General features: G+C 65.5%; 13 protein-coding genes. 5 read left to right on the top strand and 8 right to left on the bottom strand.

Features of this window, described 5'->3' with window-relative positions:
* Nucleotides 1-152: 152 nt before the first annotated feature.
* Nucleotides 153-440: a GIY-YIG nuclease family protein gene (locus tag AC1VVM_RS08600; protein WP_482903564.1), complete on the top strand. Its 288-nt coding sequence runs from the start codon at nt 153-155 to the stop codon at nt 438-440.
* Between the two features lie 233 nt (nt 441-673).
* Here the strand turns inward: AC1VVM_RS08600 and serA are convergent, their stop codons facing one another.
* Together serA and AC1VVM_RS08590 are read right to left on the bottom strand one after the other, a co-directional pair.
* Nucleotides 674-2,260 carry a phosphoglycerate dehydrogenase gene (serA, locus tag AC1VVM_RS08595; protein ID WP_482903563.1) on the bottom strand — a complete coding sequence of 529 codons (1,587 nt, stop codon included), beginning with the start codon at nt 2,258-2,260 and terminating at the stop codon, nt 674-676.
* 140 nt (nt 2,261-2,400) lie between these two features.
* A complete protein-coding gene (locus AC1VVM_RS08590) occupies nt 2,401-3,534 on the bottom strand; it encodes a phosphoserine transaminase (RefSeq protein WP_482956318.1) in 1,134 nt (377 codons plus the stop codon).
* A gap of 255 nt (nt 3,535-3,789) precedes the next feature.
* Between AC1VVM_RS08590 and AC1VVM_RS08585 the strand changes: the two genes are divergently transcribed.
* A complete protein-coding gene (locus tag AC1VVM_RS08585) occupies nt 3,790-4,470 on the top strand; it encodes an extensin-like domain-containing protein (protein ID WP_482903561.1) in 681 nt (226 codons plus the stop codon).
* On the opposite strand, the gene maiA is transcribed toward AC1VVM_RS08585, so the two are convergent.
* The 4 genes from maiA to phhA all read right to left on the bottom strand — a co-directional run bounded on the left by maiA (nt 4,467) and on the right by phhA (nt 7,842).
* Nucleotides 4,467-5,102 carry a maleylacetoacetate isomerase gene (maiA, locus tag AC1VVM_RS08580; protein WP_482903560.1) on the bottom strand — a complete coding sequence of 212 codons (636 nt, stop codon included), beginning with the start codon at nt 5,100-5,102 and terminating at the stop codon, nt 4,467-4,469. The two genes, AC1VVM_RS08585 and maiA, sit on opposite strands and share 4 nt — an antisense overlap.
* Nucleotides 5,103-5,118: 16 nt before the next feature.
* The gene (locus AC1VVM_RS08575; RefSeq protein ID WP_482956317.1) at nt 5,119-5,685 is read right to left on the bottom strand and encodes a VOC family protein; all 567 of its coding nucleotides are present in this window, start codon (nt 5,683-5,685) and stop codon (nt 5,119-5,121) included.
* Nucleotides 5,686-5,887: 202 nt separating this feature from the next.
* The gene (gene hppD, locus AC1VVM_RS08570; RefSeq protein ID WP_482903558.1) at nt 5,888-6,988 is read right to left on the bottom strand and encodes a 4-hydroxyphenylpyruvate dioxygenase; all 1,101 of its coding nucleotides are present in this window, start codon (nt 6,986-6,988) and stop codon (nt 5,888-5,890) included.
* On the bottom strand, nt 6,985-7,842 hold the full coding sequence (phhA, locus tag AC1VVM_RS08565; protein ID WP_482905178.1) for a phenylalanine 4-monooxygenase: 858 nt from the start codon (nt 7,840-7,842) through the stop codon (nt 6,985-6,987). The genes hppD and phhA overlap by 4 nt, the downstream gene beginning before the upstream one ends.
* Before the next feature lie 108 nt (nt 7,843-7,950).
* Between phhA and AC1VVM_RS08560 the strand changes: the two genes are divergently transcribed.
* Nucleotides 7,951-8,412, top strand: a complete 462-nt coding sequence (locus tag AC1VVM_RS08560) for an Lrp/AsnC family transcriptional regulator (protein WP_132389450.1) — start codon at nt 7,951-7,953, stop codon at nt 8,410-8,412.
* A gap of 98 nt (nt 8,413-8,510) precedes the next feature.
* Nucleotides 8,511-9,590: an AbrB family transcriptional regulator gene (locus tag AC1VVM_RS08555; RefSeq protein WP_482903557.1), complete on the top strand. Its 1,080-nt coding sequence runs from the start codon at nt 8,511-8,513 to the stop codon at nt 9,588-9,590.
* Nucleotides 9,591-9,741: 151 nt separating this feature from the next.
* Here the strand turns inward: AC1VVM_RS08555 and AC1VVM_RS08550 are convergent, their stop codons facing one another.
* Nucleotides 9,742-14,481 carry an NAD-glutamate dehydrogenase domain-containing protein gene (locus AC1VVM_RS08550; RefSeq protein WP_482903556.1) on the bottom strand — a complete coding sequence of 1,580 codons (4,740 nt, stop codon included), beginning with the start codon at nt 14,479-14,481 and terminating at the stop codon, nt 9,742-9,744.
* 313 nt (nt 14,482-14,794) lie between these two features.
* Nucleotides 14,795-15,676, bottom strand: a complete 882-nt coding sequence (locus tag AC1VVM_RS08545; RefSeq protein WP_482903555.1) for an ROK family protein — start codon at nt 15,674-15,676, stop codon at nt 14,795-14,797.
* A gap of 394 nt (nt 15,677-16,070) precedes the next feature.
* Here AC1VVM_RS08545 and AC1VVM_RS08540 point away from each other — a divergent pair, with 394 nt between their 5' ends.
* Nucleotides 16,071-17,129 carry a LacI family DNA-binding transcriptional regulator gene (locus AC1VVM_RS08540; protein ID WP_482903554.1) on the top strand — a complete coding sequence of 353 codons (1,059 nt, stop codon included), beginning with the start codon at nt 16,071-16,073 and terminating at the stop codon, nt 17,127-17,129.
* Nucleotides 17,130-17,251 lie beyond the last annotated feature (122 nt).

Below are 17,251 nucleotides of genomic sequence, written 5' to 3'. Positions count from 1 at the left end.
AGCTCAGGCTGAGCGGGTTGGGAAGTGGAATGGGAATTGTGCGAGCATCGCGTAGGGCCCGCGCGAATGACCTGCACGATTATTAAAGTTTAACCCACCCCCGCTCAGCCTGAGCTTGTCGAAGGCCGGCCACCTACGCCAGAACATCGCGCATGGCCTTCCACGCCTACATCCTGCGCTGCCGCGACGGCTCTTACTATGTTGGCCATACGGACGACCTTGAGCACCGCGTTGCCCAACACCAGACGGGCGCACTCGGCGGATACACCGCGACGCGACGGCCGGTAACGCTCATTTGGGCGGATTCATTCCAGACGCGAGATGACGCCTTTGCCGTTGAGCGCAAGCTCAAGGGTTGGAGCCGCGCGAAGAAGGAAGCCATGATGGCCGGAGACTGGGTGCTGGTAAGCGAATTGGCGCGGTGTCGGTCCGCAGTCTGACGTGGTGTGTGGTCTCGACACCCTTCGACAAGCTCAGGGTGAACGGGGATTGGACGAATGAGCCACGGCCGGGCCTAGCACTATATCTCGACCGCCCTGCTCAAGGCCAAAACCCACCCCGCTCATCCTGAGCCTGTCGAAGGATGCCAACCCACCGCCCTCCCCAAAACCGAAAAGAGGCCGACATCCGAAGATGCCGACCCCTTCCGTTGAGAGCTCTTTGAAAAGCTGGATCAGACGAACTTGAGCGCCTTCACCGTCTTCACGCCCGGAAGCGCGGTGGCGCCCTTGAGGACGTCCTCCGGAACCGCGCTGTCGACCGAGAGCAGCAGCACCGCTTCGCCGCCGGCATCGCGGCGACCGAGGTTGAAGGTGCCGATGTTGATCGCGTTCTCGCCCAGCAGCGTGCCGATGCGGCCGATGAAGCCCGGAGCGTCTTCGTTGACGATGTACATCATGTCGCCGGCCAGTTCGGCTTCGACCTTGATGCCGAACAGCTCGACCAGACGCGGCTCGACGTTGTTGAACAGCGTGCCGGCCACCGAACGCTCGCCCGCTTCGGTCTTCACCGAGACGCGGATCAGCGTGTGGTAGTCGCCTTCGCGCTCGGTCTTCACTTCGCGCACTTCAAGGCCGCGCTCCTTGGCGAGGAACGGCGCGTTGACCATGTTCACCGTGTCCGACTGGACGCGCATGAAACCGGCCAGCACGGCGGCGGTGATCGGCTTCTGGTTCAGCTCGGCAGCTGCGCCCTCGACGTGGATCGAGATGCGGGGAACCGAATCGCGGGTCAGCTGACCGACCATCGAGCCCAGCATTTCGGCGAGCTTCATGTAGGGCTTCAGCTTCGGCGCTTCCTCGGCCGAGAGCGAAGGCATGTTGAGCGCGTTGGTGACGCCGCCGTTGACCAGAAAGTCAGCCAGCTGCTCGGCAACCTGAAGCGCCACATTCACCTGTGCTTCGGTCGTCGAGGCGCCGAGGTGCGGGGTGCAGATGAAGTTCGGCGTGCCGAACAGCGGCGAGTCCTTGGCGGGCTCGGTCTGGAACACGTCGAGCGCGGCACCGGCGACGTGGCCGTTGTCCAGCATGTCCTTCAGCGCGGCTTCGTCGATCAGACCGCCACGCGCGCAGTTGACGATGCGCACGCCCTTCTTGGTCTTGGCCAGATTCTCGCGGCTGAGGATGTTGCGGGTCTGGTCGGTCAGCGGCGTGTGCAGCGTGATGAAGTCCGCCTTTTCGAGCAGGGTCTCGAGATCGGCCTTCTCGACGCCCATTTCGACAGCGCGTTCCGGGGTGAGGAACGGATCGAAAGCGACGACCTTCATCTTCAGACCCAGCGCACGGCTGGCGACGATCGAGCCGATGTTGCCGGCGCCGATCAGGCCGAGCGTCTTGCCGGTGACTTCAACGCCCATGAAGCCGTTCTTCGGCCACAGGCCTTGCTGGGTCTGGGCGTTGGCTTCGGGGATCTGGCGGGCCAGAGCGAAGATCATGGCGATGGCGTGTTCGGCGGTGGTGATCGAGTTGCCGAACGGCGTGTTCATCACGACGACGCCTTGGGCCGAAGCGGCCGGGATATCGACGTTGTCGACGCCGATACCGGCGCGGCCGATCACCTTCAGGTTCTTCGCGGCGGCGAGGATTTCCTTGGTGACCTTGGTCGACGAACGGATCGCGAGACCGTCATAGTCGCCGATGCGGGCGATCAGCTGCTCGGGCGTTTCGCCGGTGATGACGTCTACGTCGCAGCCACGGATCTCGAAGATACGGGCGGCGTTGGGGTCCATCTTGTCCGAAATGAGGACGCGGGGCTTGGTCATGGTCTTGTTCCATTATCGTCATCCCCGCCGTTTTTGCGGGGGTCCGCTCGTCGAACGCAGCTTGGGCGTAGGGCGGAAGGAAGGAAAGCGGGGCCCCCGCCTGCGCGGGGGCGACGCCATTTATCGGATTACAGTCTGGCTCAGCCGGCCTTGACGGTGGCGTAGGCCCAATCGAGCCACGGTCCCAGCGCCTCGATGTCGGCCGTGTCTACGGTCGCGCCGCACCAGATGCGCAGGCCCGGAGGGGCATCGCGATATCCGGCGACGTCGTAAGCCGCGCCTTCCTTTTCGAGCAGGCCGGCAAACTTCTTGATGAAGTCGGCATCGGCGCCCTCGACCGAGAGGCAGACCGAGGTCTTGGAGCGCGTGCCGCTATCGATCGCGAGGTGCGAAAGCCAGTCACGCTCGGCAACGATCTTGTCCAGCGCGTGAGCATTGGCGTTCGAACGGGCCTTCAGCCCTTCGAGACCGCCCAGACCCTTGGCCCATTCCAGAGCGAAGATGGCGTCCTCGACGGCGAGCATCGAGGGGGTGTTGATGGTTTCGCCCTTGAACACGCCCTCTGCCAGCTTGCCCTTCGACACAAGGCGGAACACCTTGGGAAGCGGCCATGCCGGGGTGTAGTTCTCAAGACGCTCGACCGCGCGGGGGCCGAGGATCAGCACGCCGTGGCCGCCCTCGCCGCCCAGAACCTTCTGCCAGGAGAAAGTGGCAACGTCGATCTTGGACCAGTCGATGTCGTAGGCGAAAACCGCCGAAGTGGCGTCTGCGAAGGACAGGCCTTCACGGTCTGCCGGGATCCAGTTGGCGTCCGGAACGCGCACGCCCGAAGTGGTGCCGTTCCAGGTGAAGAGCACGTCGTCGGACCAGTCGATCTTGTCGAGGTCGGGCAGGTGGCCGTAGTCGGCGCGGAACACGGTGGGTTCCAGCTTGAGCTGCTTGACGGCGTCGGTAACCCAGCCCTCACCGAAGCTTTCCCAGGCCAGCGCGGTCACGCCGCGGGCGCCGAGCATGGTCCACATGGCCATCTCGAAGGCGCCGGTGTCCGAACCGGGGACGATACCGATGCGATGCGTGTCGGGTAGCTGCAGAACTTCGCGCATCAGATCGATGCAGTACGCAAGGCGCGTCTTGCCGATCTTGGCGCGGTGCGAGCGGCCGAGAGCTTCGGTGTTCAGTTTTTCGGGGGCATATCCGGGCGGCTTGGCGCAAGGACCGGAAGAGAAGTGCGGACGCGCAGGTTTGCGCGCGGGTACGCTAATAATATCAGTCATTTCTGACTCTCCTTACAGAGAGCTCGCGCGGCGTTGGGGCCGCGTGGCCCGGAGCCGCGTCTAAAGACAGCAGGAAATTTGTCAAACGATTCTCCGGCCGATTGCGCCAGATCGTTACGCCGGGGCGATCCCGCGCGAATTTCCGCCACTCAATGCCTGCAATGGCCGGTGGAAAACTCGACTCCCCCGATACCAGAGGCATCCATCGCAAGGCTAATCTGGGGTTCACCAAAGGATCGGATATTAGGCGGGACCATGAAAGCCCTCCCAAAACTGATACTTACGCTGCCGCTGATCACCGTGATCGCCGGCTGCGTCGGCTCGTCCGACCAGCCGGAGCGGCGTGGATCGCGCCCCCAACAGACGTCGCTGCCGGCTACGCCGATGCCCTCCCCCGAAGCGCGGCAGTGCATGGCCACGCTGGGCAGCCAGCACGCGGTGTTCTCGCCGGTGACGGATCGCTATTACGGCAGCGGCTGTTCGACGGTGGGCACGGTGAAGCTATCCGCGCTCAACACCGATAGCGCGACCGTCACCGTGACCAACCTCGGCCCGGTAACCTGCACGACGGCAACGCCGTTCGCCGCATGGGCCCGCTTCGGAGTGGACCGCGCGGCGCAACAGATCCTGGGCAGCCGGATCATCAGCATCGAGACGTATGGCAGCTATAACTGCCGCAACATCGCCGGAACCGCGCGCCGTTCGGGCCATGCCACCGCCAATGCTATCGACGTATCGGGATTCGTGCTGGCGGACGGCCGCCGTGTCACCGTGCTGGAAGACTGGAACGGCGGCACCCCTGCCGAGCGCCGCTTCCTGCGCGTTGCGCACGACAGCGCCTGCAAGCGCTTCGGCACGACGCTGGGGCCGGACTATAACGCCGCCCACGCCAATCACTTCCATCTGGAAGGCGATGGCAAGAGTTTCTGCCGTTAAGCCGGACTGTCGGGCTGGTTGTCCGGATGGGCGGCGGCGAACGCCGGGACATCGGAGCAAGCGTTGTCGATGCGCACAAGGCCGGGATAGGGCGACAAGTCCAGATCGAAACGCCGCGCGTTGTAGAACTGCGGCACCAGTACGCATTCGAACAGCCCCGGCGCGTCGAACAGGAAGTCCCCTGCCCCGCGCTGCGCCAGGCGCGCTTCGAGGCCCTCCAGCGTACGGGCCAGCCAATGGCGGTACCACGTGTCCACCTCGTCCTGCGAATGGCCGAGATCGTGCTTGAGATAGCGCAGCACCGGCAAGTTGAGCGGGGCATGCAGCTCGGTCGCCACGGCCATGGCCAGTTCACGCGCGGCAAAGCGGTCCTCGACATCGCGGGGGAGCAGCGGACGATCCGGAAATCGCTCGTCGAGCCATTCCAGAATCGCCATCGACTGCACATAGGTGCGCCCGTCGACCTCCAGCAGGGGAACACCGCCGAAGGGGTTCAGACGGCGATATTCCCCGGAGCGCTGCTCCGCGCTGAGCAGGTTCACGGGAACCTGCCCGTATTCCAAGCCCTTGAGATTGAGGGCGATACGCAGGCGATAGCTGGTGGAACTGCGCCAGTAGCCGTGAAGGCGCATCGCCGGTCCCACTGCCTTACGATTCCGCCGCGATCTTCTCGTGCAGCCAGGCCGCATGGCGCGGTGCCTTGCGTGTGCGCGACCACTCTTCCAGCATGTCATCGGCAACCAACTTGAGGTTCGCCATCTGGTCGGCGGTGCCGAATTGCCATGCCAGTTCGAGGCGGTGGCCGTTGGGGTCGAAGAAGTAGATCGACTTGAACACGCCGTGATGCGTCGGCCCGATCACGTCGAGCCCGCGCGCCTCTACCCGCGCCTTGGCGGCGAGCAGGCCTTCCTCGCTCTCCACCTTGAAAGCGATGTGCTGCACCCATGCGGGCGTTGCCTCGTCGCGGCCCATTTCGGGGGAATTGGGCAGCTCGAAGAACGCGAGCACATTGCCGCCGCCGCAATCGAGGAAAACGTGCATGTACGGATCGGGCGCGCCGGTGGAGGGCACCTGATCTTCCGCGATGGCCAGCATGAAATCCATGCCGAGCACGTCGCGGTAGAAATCCACCGTCTCCTTGGCGTCGCGGCAGCGGTAGGCCACGTGGTGAACGCCGCCGAGCTTGGGGGCGGTTTGCAGGGCCATTTCAGTCATCCGTTCTCTCCGTATTCCCGAGGTGGTGTGCCGCTCATGCTTCGACAAGCCGGCATGATCCTTCGACAAGCTCAGGATGAGCGGAGGGAGGTTTTAAGCCGCCCCTTCTCCCCGCCCTTTCTCTTCCACCCCAATAAACCAAATCCCGCTCACCCTGAGCTTGTCGAAGGGTCATCCCCGACACGTTGGCAGCAGTAAATTCTTACTCCGCCGGTTCCTCAACCTTCAGCACCCCGCGCCGGATCTGATCCCGCTCCATGCTTTCGAACAGCGCCTTGAAGTTGCCGTTCCCGAAACCGTCGTCGCCCTTGCGCTGGATGAATTCGAAGAACACCGGCCCGACGCGCGCCTCGGCGAAGATCTGGAGCAACAGGCGCGGCTGTCCGCCGTCCGTCGTTCCATCGAGCAGGATACCGCGCATCTTGAGCTGGTCGGCCGGCTCGCCGTGGTTCGGCAGACGTTCGTCGAGCATCTCGTAATAGGTTTCCGGCGGCGCCGTCATGAACGGCACGCCCAGCGCCTTGAGCTTGTCCCACGCCGCGATCAGATCGTCGCAGATCAGCGCGATGTGTTGGATACCCTCGCCATTGAAGGCGCGCAGGAACTCGTCGATCTGCCCCTTCCCGCCCTCGGCCTCTTCATTGAGCGGGATGCGGATCTTGCCATCCGGCGCGGTGAGCGCCTTGGAGGTAAGGCCGGTATATTCGCCCTTGATGTCGAAGAAGCGGATCTCGCGGAAGTTGAACAGCTTCTCGTAGTAATCCGCCCAATAGGCCATGCGACCGCCGTAGACGTTGTGGGTCAGGTGATCGATCAGGTCGAAGCCCGCGCCCACCGGATGGCGATCGACGCCCGGCAGGTATTCGAAGTCGATGTCGTAGATGGTCAGTGCACCATCACCGTCCCGCTCATAACGGTCGATCAGGTAGATGATCGAATTGCCGATGCCGCGAATGCCCGGAAGGTGCAGTTCCATCGGGCCGGTCGCGACCTGAATCGGCTCGGCCGAACGGGCGAGCAGTTCGGCATAGGCCGCGCGCGCGTCCTTGACGCGGAAGCCCATGCCGCAGGCGGAGGGGCCGTGCTCGCGGCTGAAGAACCACGCCGGGCTCTGCGGCTCGTAATTGGTGATGAAGTTGATCTGGCCCTGACGCCACAGCTCCACATCCTTCGAGCGGTGACGCGCGACTTTGGTGAAGCCCATCGTCTCGAACACCGGTTCGAGAATGCCCTTTTCCGGTGCCGAGAATTCGACGAACTCGAACCCGTCGAGGCCGATGGGGTTTTCGAACAGGTCGGTCATGCGATCGTTTCTCCGAAGGGGGTTTCGTCGGCCAGCAGCGCGCCGGCGGGGATCGGCGCCTCATGGCGCCAGCGTTCGTAGACCGGGCCGAAGTCCAGCCCGACAAGGTCCTCGATCAGCTGGGGCAGGCTTTCGAGAACGAAATAGCCCTTCTGGAAGCTGTCGATCGTATAGCCCGTGCGCATCACCCGCACCGGATCGAACGGCAGGCGCAGGACCTCGCGGTCTTCCAGCGAGAACTGCGTCTCGCCCGAGGAGGAGATGATCCCCGCCCCGAACACGCGCAGCCCCTCAGGCTCGCGCACGAGGCCGAACTCGATGGTGTACCAGTAGATCCGCGCCAGCATCGGCAGCGCGTCCATCGCCATCGCCCGCGCCCCGGCCTTGCCGTAGAGTTCGAGGAAATCGGCGATAGTGGGATCGAGCAGCATCGGCACGTGCCCGAAGAAATCGTGGAACACGTCGGGCTCGACCAGATAGTCCAGCTCGTGCTCCTCGCGCAGCCAGCGGGTGACCGGGAAGCGGCGGTGGGCGAGATGGTCGAAGAACACCGCGTCGGGAATGAAACCGGGCACGCCGACAAGCTGCCAGCCGGTCGCCGGGCCGAGCACGGCATTGGCATCCTCGAAACGCGGGATGCCGTCGGCACAGTCCAGCCGGGCCAGACCTTCGCGGAATGCCGCGCAGGCGTGGGTCTCGACAAGCGCCGACTGGCGCGCGTGGAGGCGGCGCCAGCGGTCGTGCATTTCGGGGGTATAGGCGTGCCAGTGCTGGCCGACCGTGTAGTCGTCAGCCGCGCCTTCGTACTCTCCGCGAAGGCCGCTTGTAGTTGTCTCGGTGCACGGCGTCTTCATGTCCGGCGAGGATAACACAGGCATCGCAAGAGATGCGTGCGATTGCACCCGCCATTCAAGGTGGTATTGGTGACTTCAACCAAAAATAGCGCCACAGACAGGTGATTCATGCAGCTGGACGAATTCGACCGCAAGATCATCGCATCGCTTCAGGAAGACGCGCGCATGCCCGTCGCCCAGGTGGCCGAGCGCGCCGCGCTCTCCGCCACCCCGGTCAGCCGCCGCATCAAGCGACTGGAGGATGAAGGCGTGATCCGGGGCTATGCGCCGGTGCTGGACTTGCGCAAGCTGGGCTTCGAGCTGGAGGCCTATGTGCTCATCAACCTCAACGCCCATGTCGACGAGATCATCCGCCGCTTCGAACAGGCGATCCGCGAACACCCTTACGTGATCGCATGCAATGCAGTGACGGGGGACATGGACTACCTTGTCCACGTCGTGGCGCGCAATGTGGACCATCTTTCGCAGATCACGCTGAAGACACTGCTGCGCATTCCCGGCGTGCGTGATGTGAAATCGATCATCGTGCTGGAAGCGGTCAAGGAAGCGCGGGCGCTGCCATTGGAATGAAGCCGAATTCGCGCAATGCAGGGCCGCATGCGGTCTATTCACTTGCGCGAACGACAGCGCATTCATAGCCGGATCCACACCACGCGAGCCCGCCACCGATGCCCCAGATCGACATCCAGCACTTTCCTGCTCCGCTGCGCTGGTCCTTGCTGATCGCGCTTTCCGTGCTGGCTGCGGCCGTGCTGGAGATGATGGGGCTGCCTGCCGGTCAGTTGCTGGGGCCGATGCTGGTGGCGATCGTGTTCGCGCTGATCGGTTCGCCCCTTTCCACGCCTCCGGTCATGTTCAGTGCCTCTCAGGCGCTGATCGGGTGCCTTATCGCCTCCTCGCTGGGGCCGGACATGCTGCCGCAGGTCCTGCGGGAATGGCCGATCTTCGTATTCGTCTCGGTCGCCACGCTGGTCGTCGCTTTCGGAACCGGGCTGCTGCTGGCGCGGCTGAAAATCCTGCCCGGCGCGGTGGCAATCTGGGGCTCGGCACCGGGATTGGCCACGGCCATGGTGCTGATGGCGCGCGATTATGGCGAGGATTACCGCCTTGTCGCCTTCATGACCTATTTGCGCGTGCTGATGGTCGCCATCGGCGCCTCAACGCTGGCAATGGTCTTCGCGACCGGCAGCGGTCACGCCGCCGATGTCCGGCCGGACTGGCTGGCGCCGGTCAATCTTGCCGGTCTGGCGATGACGCTGGCGGTGGCGGCGATCGGCGCCGTGGGCGGCAGACTGGTGCGCCTGCCCGCGCCCAACATGCTCGGTCCGATGATCGTGGGCACCGTGCTGCAAATGTCGGGACTGATGGCCGGCTTCGAGCTGCCGCGCCTGCTTCTGGCGACGGCCTATGTGATCGTCGGCTGGGGCATCGGCATGCGCTTCACCCGCGAGACCGTGGAGCGCGCCCGCAAGGCCTTTCCCGCCGTGGTCGTCTCGATCGCGGCGATGATGACGGCGTGTTTCCTGCTCGGCCTGCTGCTGACCCGGATCGCCCATGTCAGCATCGCCACCGCCTATCTCGCGACGAGCCCGGGCGGGATGGACTCGATCGCCATCATCGCCGCCAACTCGCCGGTGGACATGGGCTTCGTGATGGCCATGCAGACGATGCGGATGTTCGCGATCCTGCTGCTGGGGCCGACAATCGCCCGCACCGTGGCGCGCCGGGTGGCGCCGCCGCAGGATTGAGCGCCCCAATCCTCCCCTGCAAGGGGAGGGGGACCGCCCGGAGGGTGGTGGAGGGGTGTCAGCCTCTCAGTAGTGCACGGCGGAAACCGAGACACCCCTCCGTCAGCGCTACGCGCTGCCACCTCCCCTTGCAGGGGAGGAGTTTACCGCCTCACCGGCCCAACAGATTGCGCGCCTGACTGGCGATCTGTGCCAGCATCGCCGGGGTCAGCGGCACGGTATTCTCCGCGCGGTGCACCATGCCCCGGAACGTACGGATCGCGGCGGTGTGCGTGCGGCCCCATTCCTCTGCGGCGGCGGCAGGATCGGCCCTGCCGGTTTCGGTCCGCGCCAGCGTCTTGAGGAAGTCCAACCGCATCTGCTGGAAGTCCCGCGCAAGACCCGCGACCAGCAAGCGCTCCCACGGATCGGACGGGTTCATCGTCGCCGCATTGGACTGCGCCCAGTCGAGCCCCAGCCCCGCGCCCACGCGCGAGAAGGCCCCGACAAGCCGGCGCGGATCGAGCCCAGTCTCTGCCGCAAGGTCGGCAATGCCGACAGCACCATCAAGGTCGTAGAGATTGGCCACCATCGCCGCCTCTTCCTCGGGCGCGCCGAGTTCCAGCAGACCCCGGCGCAGCTTCTGCGAATGCTGCGCCACGCGTTCGCCCAGCAGTTCCTCGATATCGACCGACAGCGCCGCTACCTGCCCGCCGATCCGCGCGATCACTTCGGAAGGCGCGCTGCGTCCGGCACCCGCGCGCAGCAGGTCGGCCATGTGGCTGCGCACCGCACCCGCCGCCTTGTCGAACAGGGCAAGGCGCGCGTTCTCGCTCATCGGCGCGTTTTCGAGCCAGTCCCACAGCGTGTCGAGATCGAACAGTTGCACGGCCAGCGCGAAGGCCGCCGCGACTTGCGCCAGTTCCGCGCCTTCCTCTTCGGCCAGTTCGAAGGGATGGACGATGCCCAGCCGGTTGACGATGCGGTTCGCCAGCTTGGTGGCAATGATCTGCGGCGCCAGTCGGTGGCCCTCGATGCAGCCGGCAAAGCGCGCCTGCATCGGCTGCGGGAACGAGGCGAGCAGCAGCGGCTGAAGGCTGGGATCGGCGGCAAGGTCGCTCTTCTCGATGGCGTCCTGCAGGACCAGCTTGCCGCTGGAGAGCAGCACGGCCAGTTCGGGCCGGGTCAATCCGCGACCGTCCTGTGCCCGCCGGGCAAGCGCCTCGTTGTCGGCAAGGCCTTCGGTCCGGCGATCCAGATTGCCGCCCTCTTCCAACGTCTCGATCAGGCGGACCTGTGCCGGAATGGCCGCCGCGCCGCCGCGTTCGGCAATCGAGAGCGCCAGAGCCTGAAGGCGGTTGTCCTCCAGCACCAGTTCGGCAACCTCGTCGGTCATCTGGCGCAGCAGTTCGACGCGGCCTTCCTCGGACAGCTTGTCCGCGCGCTTGGCAGCGGCCAGCGCGATCTTGATGTTGACCTCGTTGTCCGAGCAGTCGACGCCCGCCGAATTGTCGATGAAGTCGGCATTGATACGCCCGCCACGCGCGGCAAACTCGATACGCGCGGCCTGTGTGACGCCGAGATTGGCGCCCTCGCCGATCACCCGCACGCGCAGTTCGTTGGCACTGACACGCAGCGAATCGTTGGTGGGATCGCCCACCTGCACGTTGTTCTCGCTCGACGCCTTCACATACGTGCCGATGCCGCCGAACCACAGCAGGTCAACCGGCGCGCCGAGAATGGCGGAAATCAGCGAGTCCGGATCGATCTCGCTGGCTTCGATGCCCAGCACGGCCCGCACTTCGGGCGTGAGCGGGATCGACTTGGACTTGCGCGAGAATACGCCGCCGCCCTTGGAAATCAGCGCCTTGTCGTAATCGTCCCAGCTCGAATGCGGCAGATCGAACATGCGCTTGCGTTCGGCCCAGCTCTTGCCCGCATCGGGATCGGGATCGAGGAAGATGTGCCGGTGGTCGAAGGCCGCCACCAGCTTCAGCGCCTGCGACAGCAACATGCCGTTGCCGAACACGTCGCCCGACATGTCGCCGCAGCCGACCACGCGCACCGGATCGCTCTGCACGTCCACGCCCATTTCCAGGAAGTGGCGCTGGACGGAGAGCCATGCGCCCTTCGCCGTGATGCCCATCGCCTTGTGGTCGTAGCCGTTCGAGCCGCCACTGGCGAAAGCATCGTCGAGCCAGAAATCGTGGGATTCGGCGATGCCGTTGGCGACGTCCGAGAACTTGGCGGTGCCCTTGTCGGCGGCGACCACGAAGTACGGATCCTCGCCATCAAGGATCACCACGTCGTGCGGATGGACGACCGAAGTGCCGACGATGTTGTCGGTGATCGAGAGCAGCGTGGCGATGAAAATCTCGTAGCTCGCCTGCCCCTCGGCCGCCCAGCCGGTGCGGTCCAGCGCGGGGTCGGGAAGCTGCTTGGGATAGAAGCCGCCCTTGGCGCCGGTCGGCACGATCACCGCGTTCTTCACGCGCTGCGCCTTCATCAGGCCGAGGATTTCGGTGCGGTAGTCGTCGCGGCGGTCGGACCAGCGCAACCCGCCGCGCGCAACCGGGCCGGCGCGCAAGTGGATGCCCTCAACCCGGCGCGAATAGACGAAAATCTCGCGCCACGGCAGTGGCTTGGGCAGGCCGGGCACCTGGGCGGAATCGAACTTGAACGCGAGTGCCAACTGGCCCGCCGGCGCGAAGGCATTGGTGCGCAGCATGGCGCTCACAAGATCGCGATAGGCGCGCAGCAGGCGGTCGTCGTTGATCGCGCTGACCCCGGCCAGACCGGCACGGATGGCGTCCTGCGCAGCGGCCCGAGCGACGGCGCGGTCACCGGTGAACGCCGGATCGTGGATCGCGCGGAACAGGTCGATCAGGCCCAGCGTCACTTGCGGCGCGGCCTGCAAGGCATCGACCACCGTGGTAATGCCGAAGTTGGAGCCCGCCTGACGCAGATAACGATACCACGCGCGCAGCCAGTTCGCCTCGCGTTTGGAAAGGCCAAGGCAGGGAACGAGGCGGTTGAACGGATCGTCCTCTCCAAGCCCGTTGAGCACGCCGCCCAGTGCATCCTCGATCATCGCCGAGAGCGCCAGCACCTGATGGGCTTCGCGCCCGGCGGGCAGCGCCAGCGTGAAATCGTGGATCGTGCCGATCCGGCCCTTCTCCAGCGGCGTCGGCATTTCCGAGATCACGCGGAAGCCGAAGTTTTCCAGCGCGGGCACGGCGTCGGAGAGCTGGAGACTGCCCTCCGCCTGGTAGATCTTGAGCCGGAGATTCCCGTCTCCGTCGCCCTCATGCGCATAGAGGCGCACATCGCGGTGGCCCTGGAAGCGCTCGCCCTCGGCCGCTTCGCCGATGACAATCCGGCGCATATGCGCGATGTCGATCGCGGCTTCGGCAGGGCCGTAGTCGCTGCGATAGGCGAGCGGGAAGGCATCGGCATAGCGCGCGGCAATCGCAGCGGCACGTGCCGGTTCCAGCGTCTGGCCCAGCGCGGCCTCCACCGCCTCGCCCCAGCCGCGCAGCATGACTTGCAGGCGGTTGTCGAGCGCGGTCTCGTCCAGTTCCTGCGCGCCGTCGCGAATGTCGAGCGTGTAGCGCATCATCACCAGATTGCCGGCCTCGACCGTCAGCGCCCAATCGAGCGTCGGCGCCTGCGCGGCCTCTTCGATCAGGGTCTGGATACGCTTGCGCATCTGGGTGGAGAGCGTGTCGCGGGTGATCCACACGAAGGCGAAAAGATGGCGCGACAGGGGCGCGCTGGTGACGATCAGGCGCGGGCGCGGACGGTCGACAAGGCCGCCCATCGTCGTTGCCAACCGCTCCACGTCATCCTCGGCAAGCCCAAGCACGAGGTCATGCGGCAGGCTGGTGAGCGCATGGGCAAGCGCCTTGCCGGTATGGCCATTGGGATCGAGCCCGAGCTTGGAACCGAGCCCTGCCAGCAGCGTGCGCAGGCGTGGCACCCGGTCGGGCGTGGCGGCAAGCGAAGCGCTCGTCCAGATCCCGGCGTGGACCGAAAGCGCGGAGACCTTGCCGTCCTCGATCACCGGCACCAGGAACAGGTCCATCGGCACGCGGCGGTGGACGGTCGCGATGCGGTTGGCCTTGATGACCATCGGCGCGCGCACGTCGTTATCGGCAAGCTGGCGGTCGAAGTCCTCGAACGCGCGCTGGTAGCTGGCTTCGGACAGCAGGTCGGGCTGGCCCCGGCGGCAGACGCCGAGCAAGTCGGAATCGGTGCCATCGCGGCGGTGCGTCACATGGCCCAGCTGGGTCAGCATGCCGCCCGCGAACCAGCGCAGCAGCTCGGCGCCTTCGGCATCGCTCACCTGCACGGAATCGGCGGTCATCGTCGCCACCATCTGCGGCCAGTCGGTGACCGCAGCGCGCACGTCTTCCAGTGTTTCCGCAAGCTGACGATGGAGTTCGCCGCGCTGGCGGGCATCGACGCGCTCGGTCTCGATATAGATCATCGATTCGCGCGAAAAGCCTTCGGTTCCGGGCTCGGGCAGCGCGATCAGGCTGCCCTCCTCGTCACGCTCGACCAGCACCACCGGGTGGGCAAGACGGTCGATCACCAGCCCCGCGTCGGCAATCGCGGAGGCGACCGAGTCGACCAGGAACGGCATGTCGTCGTTGATGAGCGCGATGCGCAAATAGCGTCGGTCGTCGCTGGTGGAGGCCAATTCGATCACCGCCGTGCCGGGCTTGCGCCGGGCGGCAGTGGCCAGAAGGACGCCTGCGGCGCCGTCGATCCATTCCAGATCCTGTTCGGCAGCCTCGATAGGCAGCAGCGAGTCGCGAATGCGCGAGACGATCGCCGCTTGAAGCGCCGCTCCCCCCGGTCCTTCGTCCGACCGGGCTTTTGCTGCGACCTTCACTCCGTCTGCGCTCATGACTCACTCCCGCAATCCAAAAGGCTTGCAGCGCTTGCGCCCGATGAGGCGCGCAGCGCCTGCCTTCGACAATATAGGGCCGGTCATGAGTTCCGGCATCCACCTTCCTTCCGGAATTTCCGCCGGAGAAAGGTCGAGCCATTTCAACGATGCAATGCACCATCGCGCGCCACGGACGACCGGCTCGAGCCCGTGAACGTGACTCAGGGTTGTAACGAGGTTTCGTTGACGCGCAACAATCGTTTAACGAGACGAAATTGCATAATTTGCACTGCGGGGCATTTGGCTGCCCTCTGAATACGGTTTCGGCGGATTAGAGCCTTCCTGCGCCAACCACCAGAGCACCCATCGGCCCGGCATCGTCGCCCAGAACCGGCGGAACACAGATCCGCGTCAGGGCCTCGGGCGTGCAGTCGCGCAAGTAACCGCCGAGCAGGTCCGGCATCCGCGCAATCGCGGCGGGCAGGAGATGCGGTTGCCGGTTGGAAACGCCGCCGCCAACCACGATCCGCTGCGCCGAAAGTGTCAGCAGCAGCATGGCGAGCAGCTCCGCAAGGTCCCGAGCGACGGGATCCCACGCCGGATCGCCGGGCGCCACCGTGGCCGGATGGCGGCCGAAGCGCGCCGCCAGCGCCGGGCCGCTGAGCAGCCCTTCGATGCAGTCACCGTGGAACGGGCAGGCCCCGGCGAAATGGTCGTCCGCCGCGCGGCGCAGGCGCACGTGGCCGACTTCCGGGTGCATGAGACCGTGCACCGCCGCCCCATTCACCACCACGCCGACGCCAACGCCCGTACCGACAGTGATATAGGCCGAAGTCGGGCAGTCGCGCGCCGCGCCGAAGCGGTGCTCTGCCAGCGCAGCAGCGTTGACGTCGGTATCGAGGCCGAGCGGGAGGTCCAGCGCCGCCGCCAGCGTACCGGCAACATCCGCCCCGGCCCAGCCGGGCTTTGGCGTATCGAGCATGATCCCGAAATCGGGCGCCGTCCGTTCAACACGGATCGGCCCGAAACTGGCCACGCCAATGGCGTCCATCGACGCCGATTCCCGCCAGCCACGGATCGTCGCGATGGCCCGCGAGAGTGTTTCCTCAGGCGTGGTGGTCGGAAATTCCTCACGCGCCGCAATGGCGCCGGGACGTCCGCGCACGACCACGGTCTTGGTACCGCCCAGTTCGATGCCGGCAATGCTGTTCATGCCCGCGTCCCTGCCACTCGCTCGCCCCTGCCGCAAGCGTGCGTGACCCCTGAAACGGCGCGGGCGCCGATGCCAGGTTGCGAACTCGGCATGTCGATTTCCTTCCGTCGGCGCCGCCGAGGACTTAACTCGCAGCTTTTCAATATTTTAATCGCAACGCCAATGCCGCGCTGGAGGTCAACGCCGCCCTTCCCCTCTGGAGCGAGGCCGTTCGGGAATTCGCAAAATGCCCTGAACAGGGCCGGATCCGGGCCTTCGGCAGGGGCCGAGACGACGTTTCCGCCTGCCACAAATCCGCCGGAAGCCATGCCGGATCGCCGGGCCGCAGTTCCCCACAAGCCGCTTCCTCGTGGCGTTTCATACTGTTAATGCCGCGACGACGGACGGGGGGGCCATGACCGGAAAACGCAACCACGAAAAGCTACGGGCGGAAGCCGGAATTGCGGCGGGCGAAGTGCGCACGCTCGCCGATATCGCGCGCCTTGCCGGGGTCTCCGCAGGCACCGTCTCACGCGCGCTGGCCGGCAAGTCTTTGGTTAACGCAGAGACGCGCGAGCGCATCCGCGCCATTGCCCGTCAACATGGTTTCCGGCCCAACCAGATGGCCAGCCGCCTCCGCTCGCGGCGTACCGGGGTGATCGGCGTGGTCATCCCGCTCGGCCATGAGAAACGGCAACATGTTTCCGACCCTTTCTTCCTCACCCTGCTCGGCTATCTGGCCGACGAGCTGACCGAAGGCGGCTATGACCTCATGCTCAGCCGCGCGATCCCCGACGGGACAAGCGACTGGCTGGAACGCATGACCAGCTCCGGCATGGTCGATGGCGTTATCGTGATCGGCCAGTCCGACCAGTTCGCCGTAATCGAACAGGTTGCCGCGAACTACCGTCCGCTGGTGGTGTGGGGCCACCATCGCCCCGGCCAGACGCACTGCGTGGTCGGCACCGATAACGAGGCCGGAGGCCGGATGGCCACGCGCCACCTGATCGACGCCGGCGCGCGCAGGCTCGTGTTCCTCGGCGACACATCCGGGATGGAGATCGCCATGCGCTTTCGCGGCGCCGCCGCCGAGGCCGAGGCTGCCGGTATCCCGCTCTCGCACCTTTCCGCCGGGCTTGCGGGAGAGGACATGGGCTCGCAGATCCGGAGCGTTCTGGCGGAAATGGACATGGCGGTCGACGGAATCGTTGCCGCTACCGACCTCGTCGCCATGTCGGCCCTGCGCGCGCTTCACGAAATCGGCCGCGCGGTTCCGGGCGACATGCAGGTGATCGGCTATGATAACCTGCCGCTCGCCGCGCAGACGATGCCGCCGCTGACCACGATCCGGCAGGAAATCGCGGCCGGTGCCCGCGCCATGGTCGAACGGCTGAAGGCCCGGATAGAGGGCGAGAATGCGCCCGGCCTCGTCATGGCGCCCGCGCTTGTCCGCCGCGCCAGCACGTTGGATTAAAGGATCTGCCGCAAGGCATCCGTGGCCAAAAGGATCCATGCCCGAACGGATCCGCACATCACGCCACTTCGCGCTTTCGATCATCCTTCCTTGCCGTTAAGCACCGCTTCGAAGGCCGGCGA

Source organism: Novosphingobium sp. BL-S-33 (genome assembly GCF_056857025.1).
Note: the sequence above shows the minus strand (reverse complement) of the source record. Positions and strands in the feature narration are given on the sequence as shown.

Bases quoted from the DNA above. Each gene is read 5' to 3' on its own strand.
- AC1VVM_RS08600 (WP_482903564.1), top strand. From the start codon at position 153: ATGGCCTTCCACGCCTACATCCTGCGCTGCCGCGACGGCTCTTACTAT.
- serA (WP_482903563.1), bottom strand. From the start codon at position 2,260: ATGACCAAGCCCCGCGTCCTCATTTCGGACAAGATGGACCCCAACGCC.
- AC1VVM_RS08590 (WP_482956318.1), bottom strand. From the start codon at position 3,534: ATGACTGATATTATTAGCGTACCCGCGCGCAAACCTGCGCGTCCGCAC.
- AC1VVM_RS08585 (WP_482903561.1), top strand. From the start codon at position 3,790: ATGAAAGCCCTCCCAAAACTGATACTTACGCTGCCGCTGATCACCGTG.
- maiA (WP_482903560.1), bottom strand. From the start codon at position 5,102: ATGCGCCTTCACGGCTACTGGCGCAGTTCCACCAGCTATCGCCTGCGT.
- AC1VVM_RS08575 (WP_482956317.1), bottom strand. From the start codon at position 5,685: ATGACTGAAATGGCCCTGCAAACCGCCCCCAAGCTCGGCGGCGTTCAC.
- hppD (WP_482903558.1), bottom strand. From the start codon at position 6,988: ATGACCGACCTGTTCGAAAACCCCATCGGCCTCGACGGGTTCGAGTTC.
- phhA (WP_482905178.1), bottom strand. From the start codon at position 7,842: ATGAAGACGCCGTGCACCGAGACAACTACAAGCGGCCTTCGCGGAGAG.
- AC1VVM_RS08560 (WP_132389450.1), top strand. From the start codon at position 7,951: ATGCAGCTGGACGAATTCGACCGCAAGATCATCGCATCGCTTCAGGAA.
- AC1VVM_RS08555 (WP_482903557.1), top strand. From the start codon at position 8,511: ATGCCCCAGATCGACATCCAGCACTTTCCTGCTCCGCTGCGCTGGTCC.
- AC1VVM_RS08550 (WP_482903556.1), bottom strand. From the start codon at position 14,481: ATGAGCGCAGACGGAGTGAAGGTCGCAGCAAAAGCCCGGTCGGACGAA.
- AC1VVM_RS08545 (WP_482903555.1), bottom strand. From the start codon at position 15,676: ATGAACAGCATTGCCGGCATCGAACTGGGCGGTACCAAGACCGTGGTC.
- AC1VVM_RS08540 (WP_482903554.1), top strand. From the start codon at position 16,071: ATGACCGGAAAACGCAACCACGAAAAGCTACGGGCGGAAGCCGGAATT.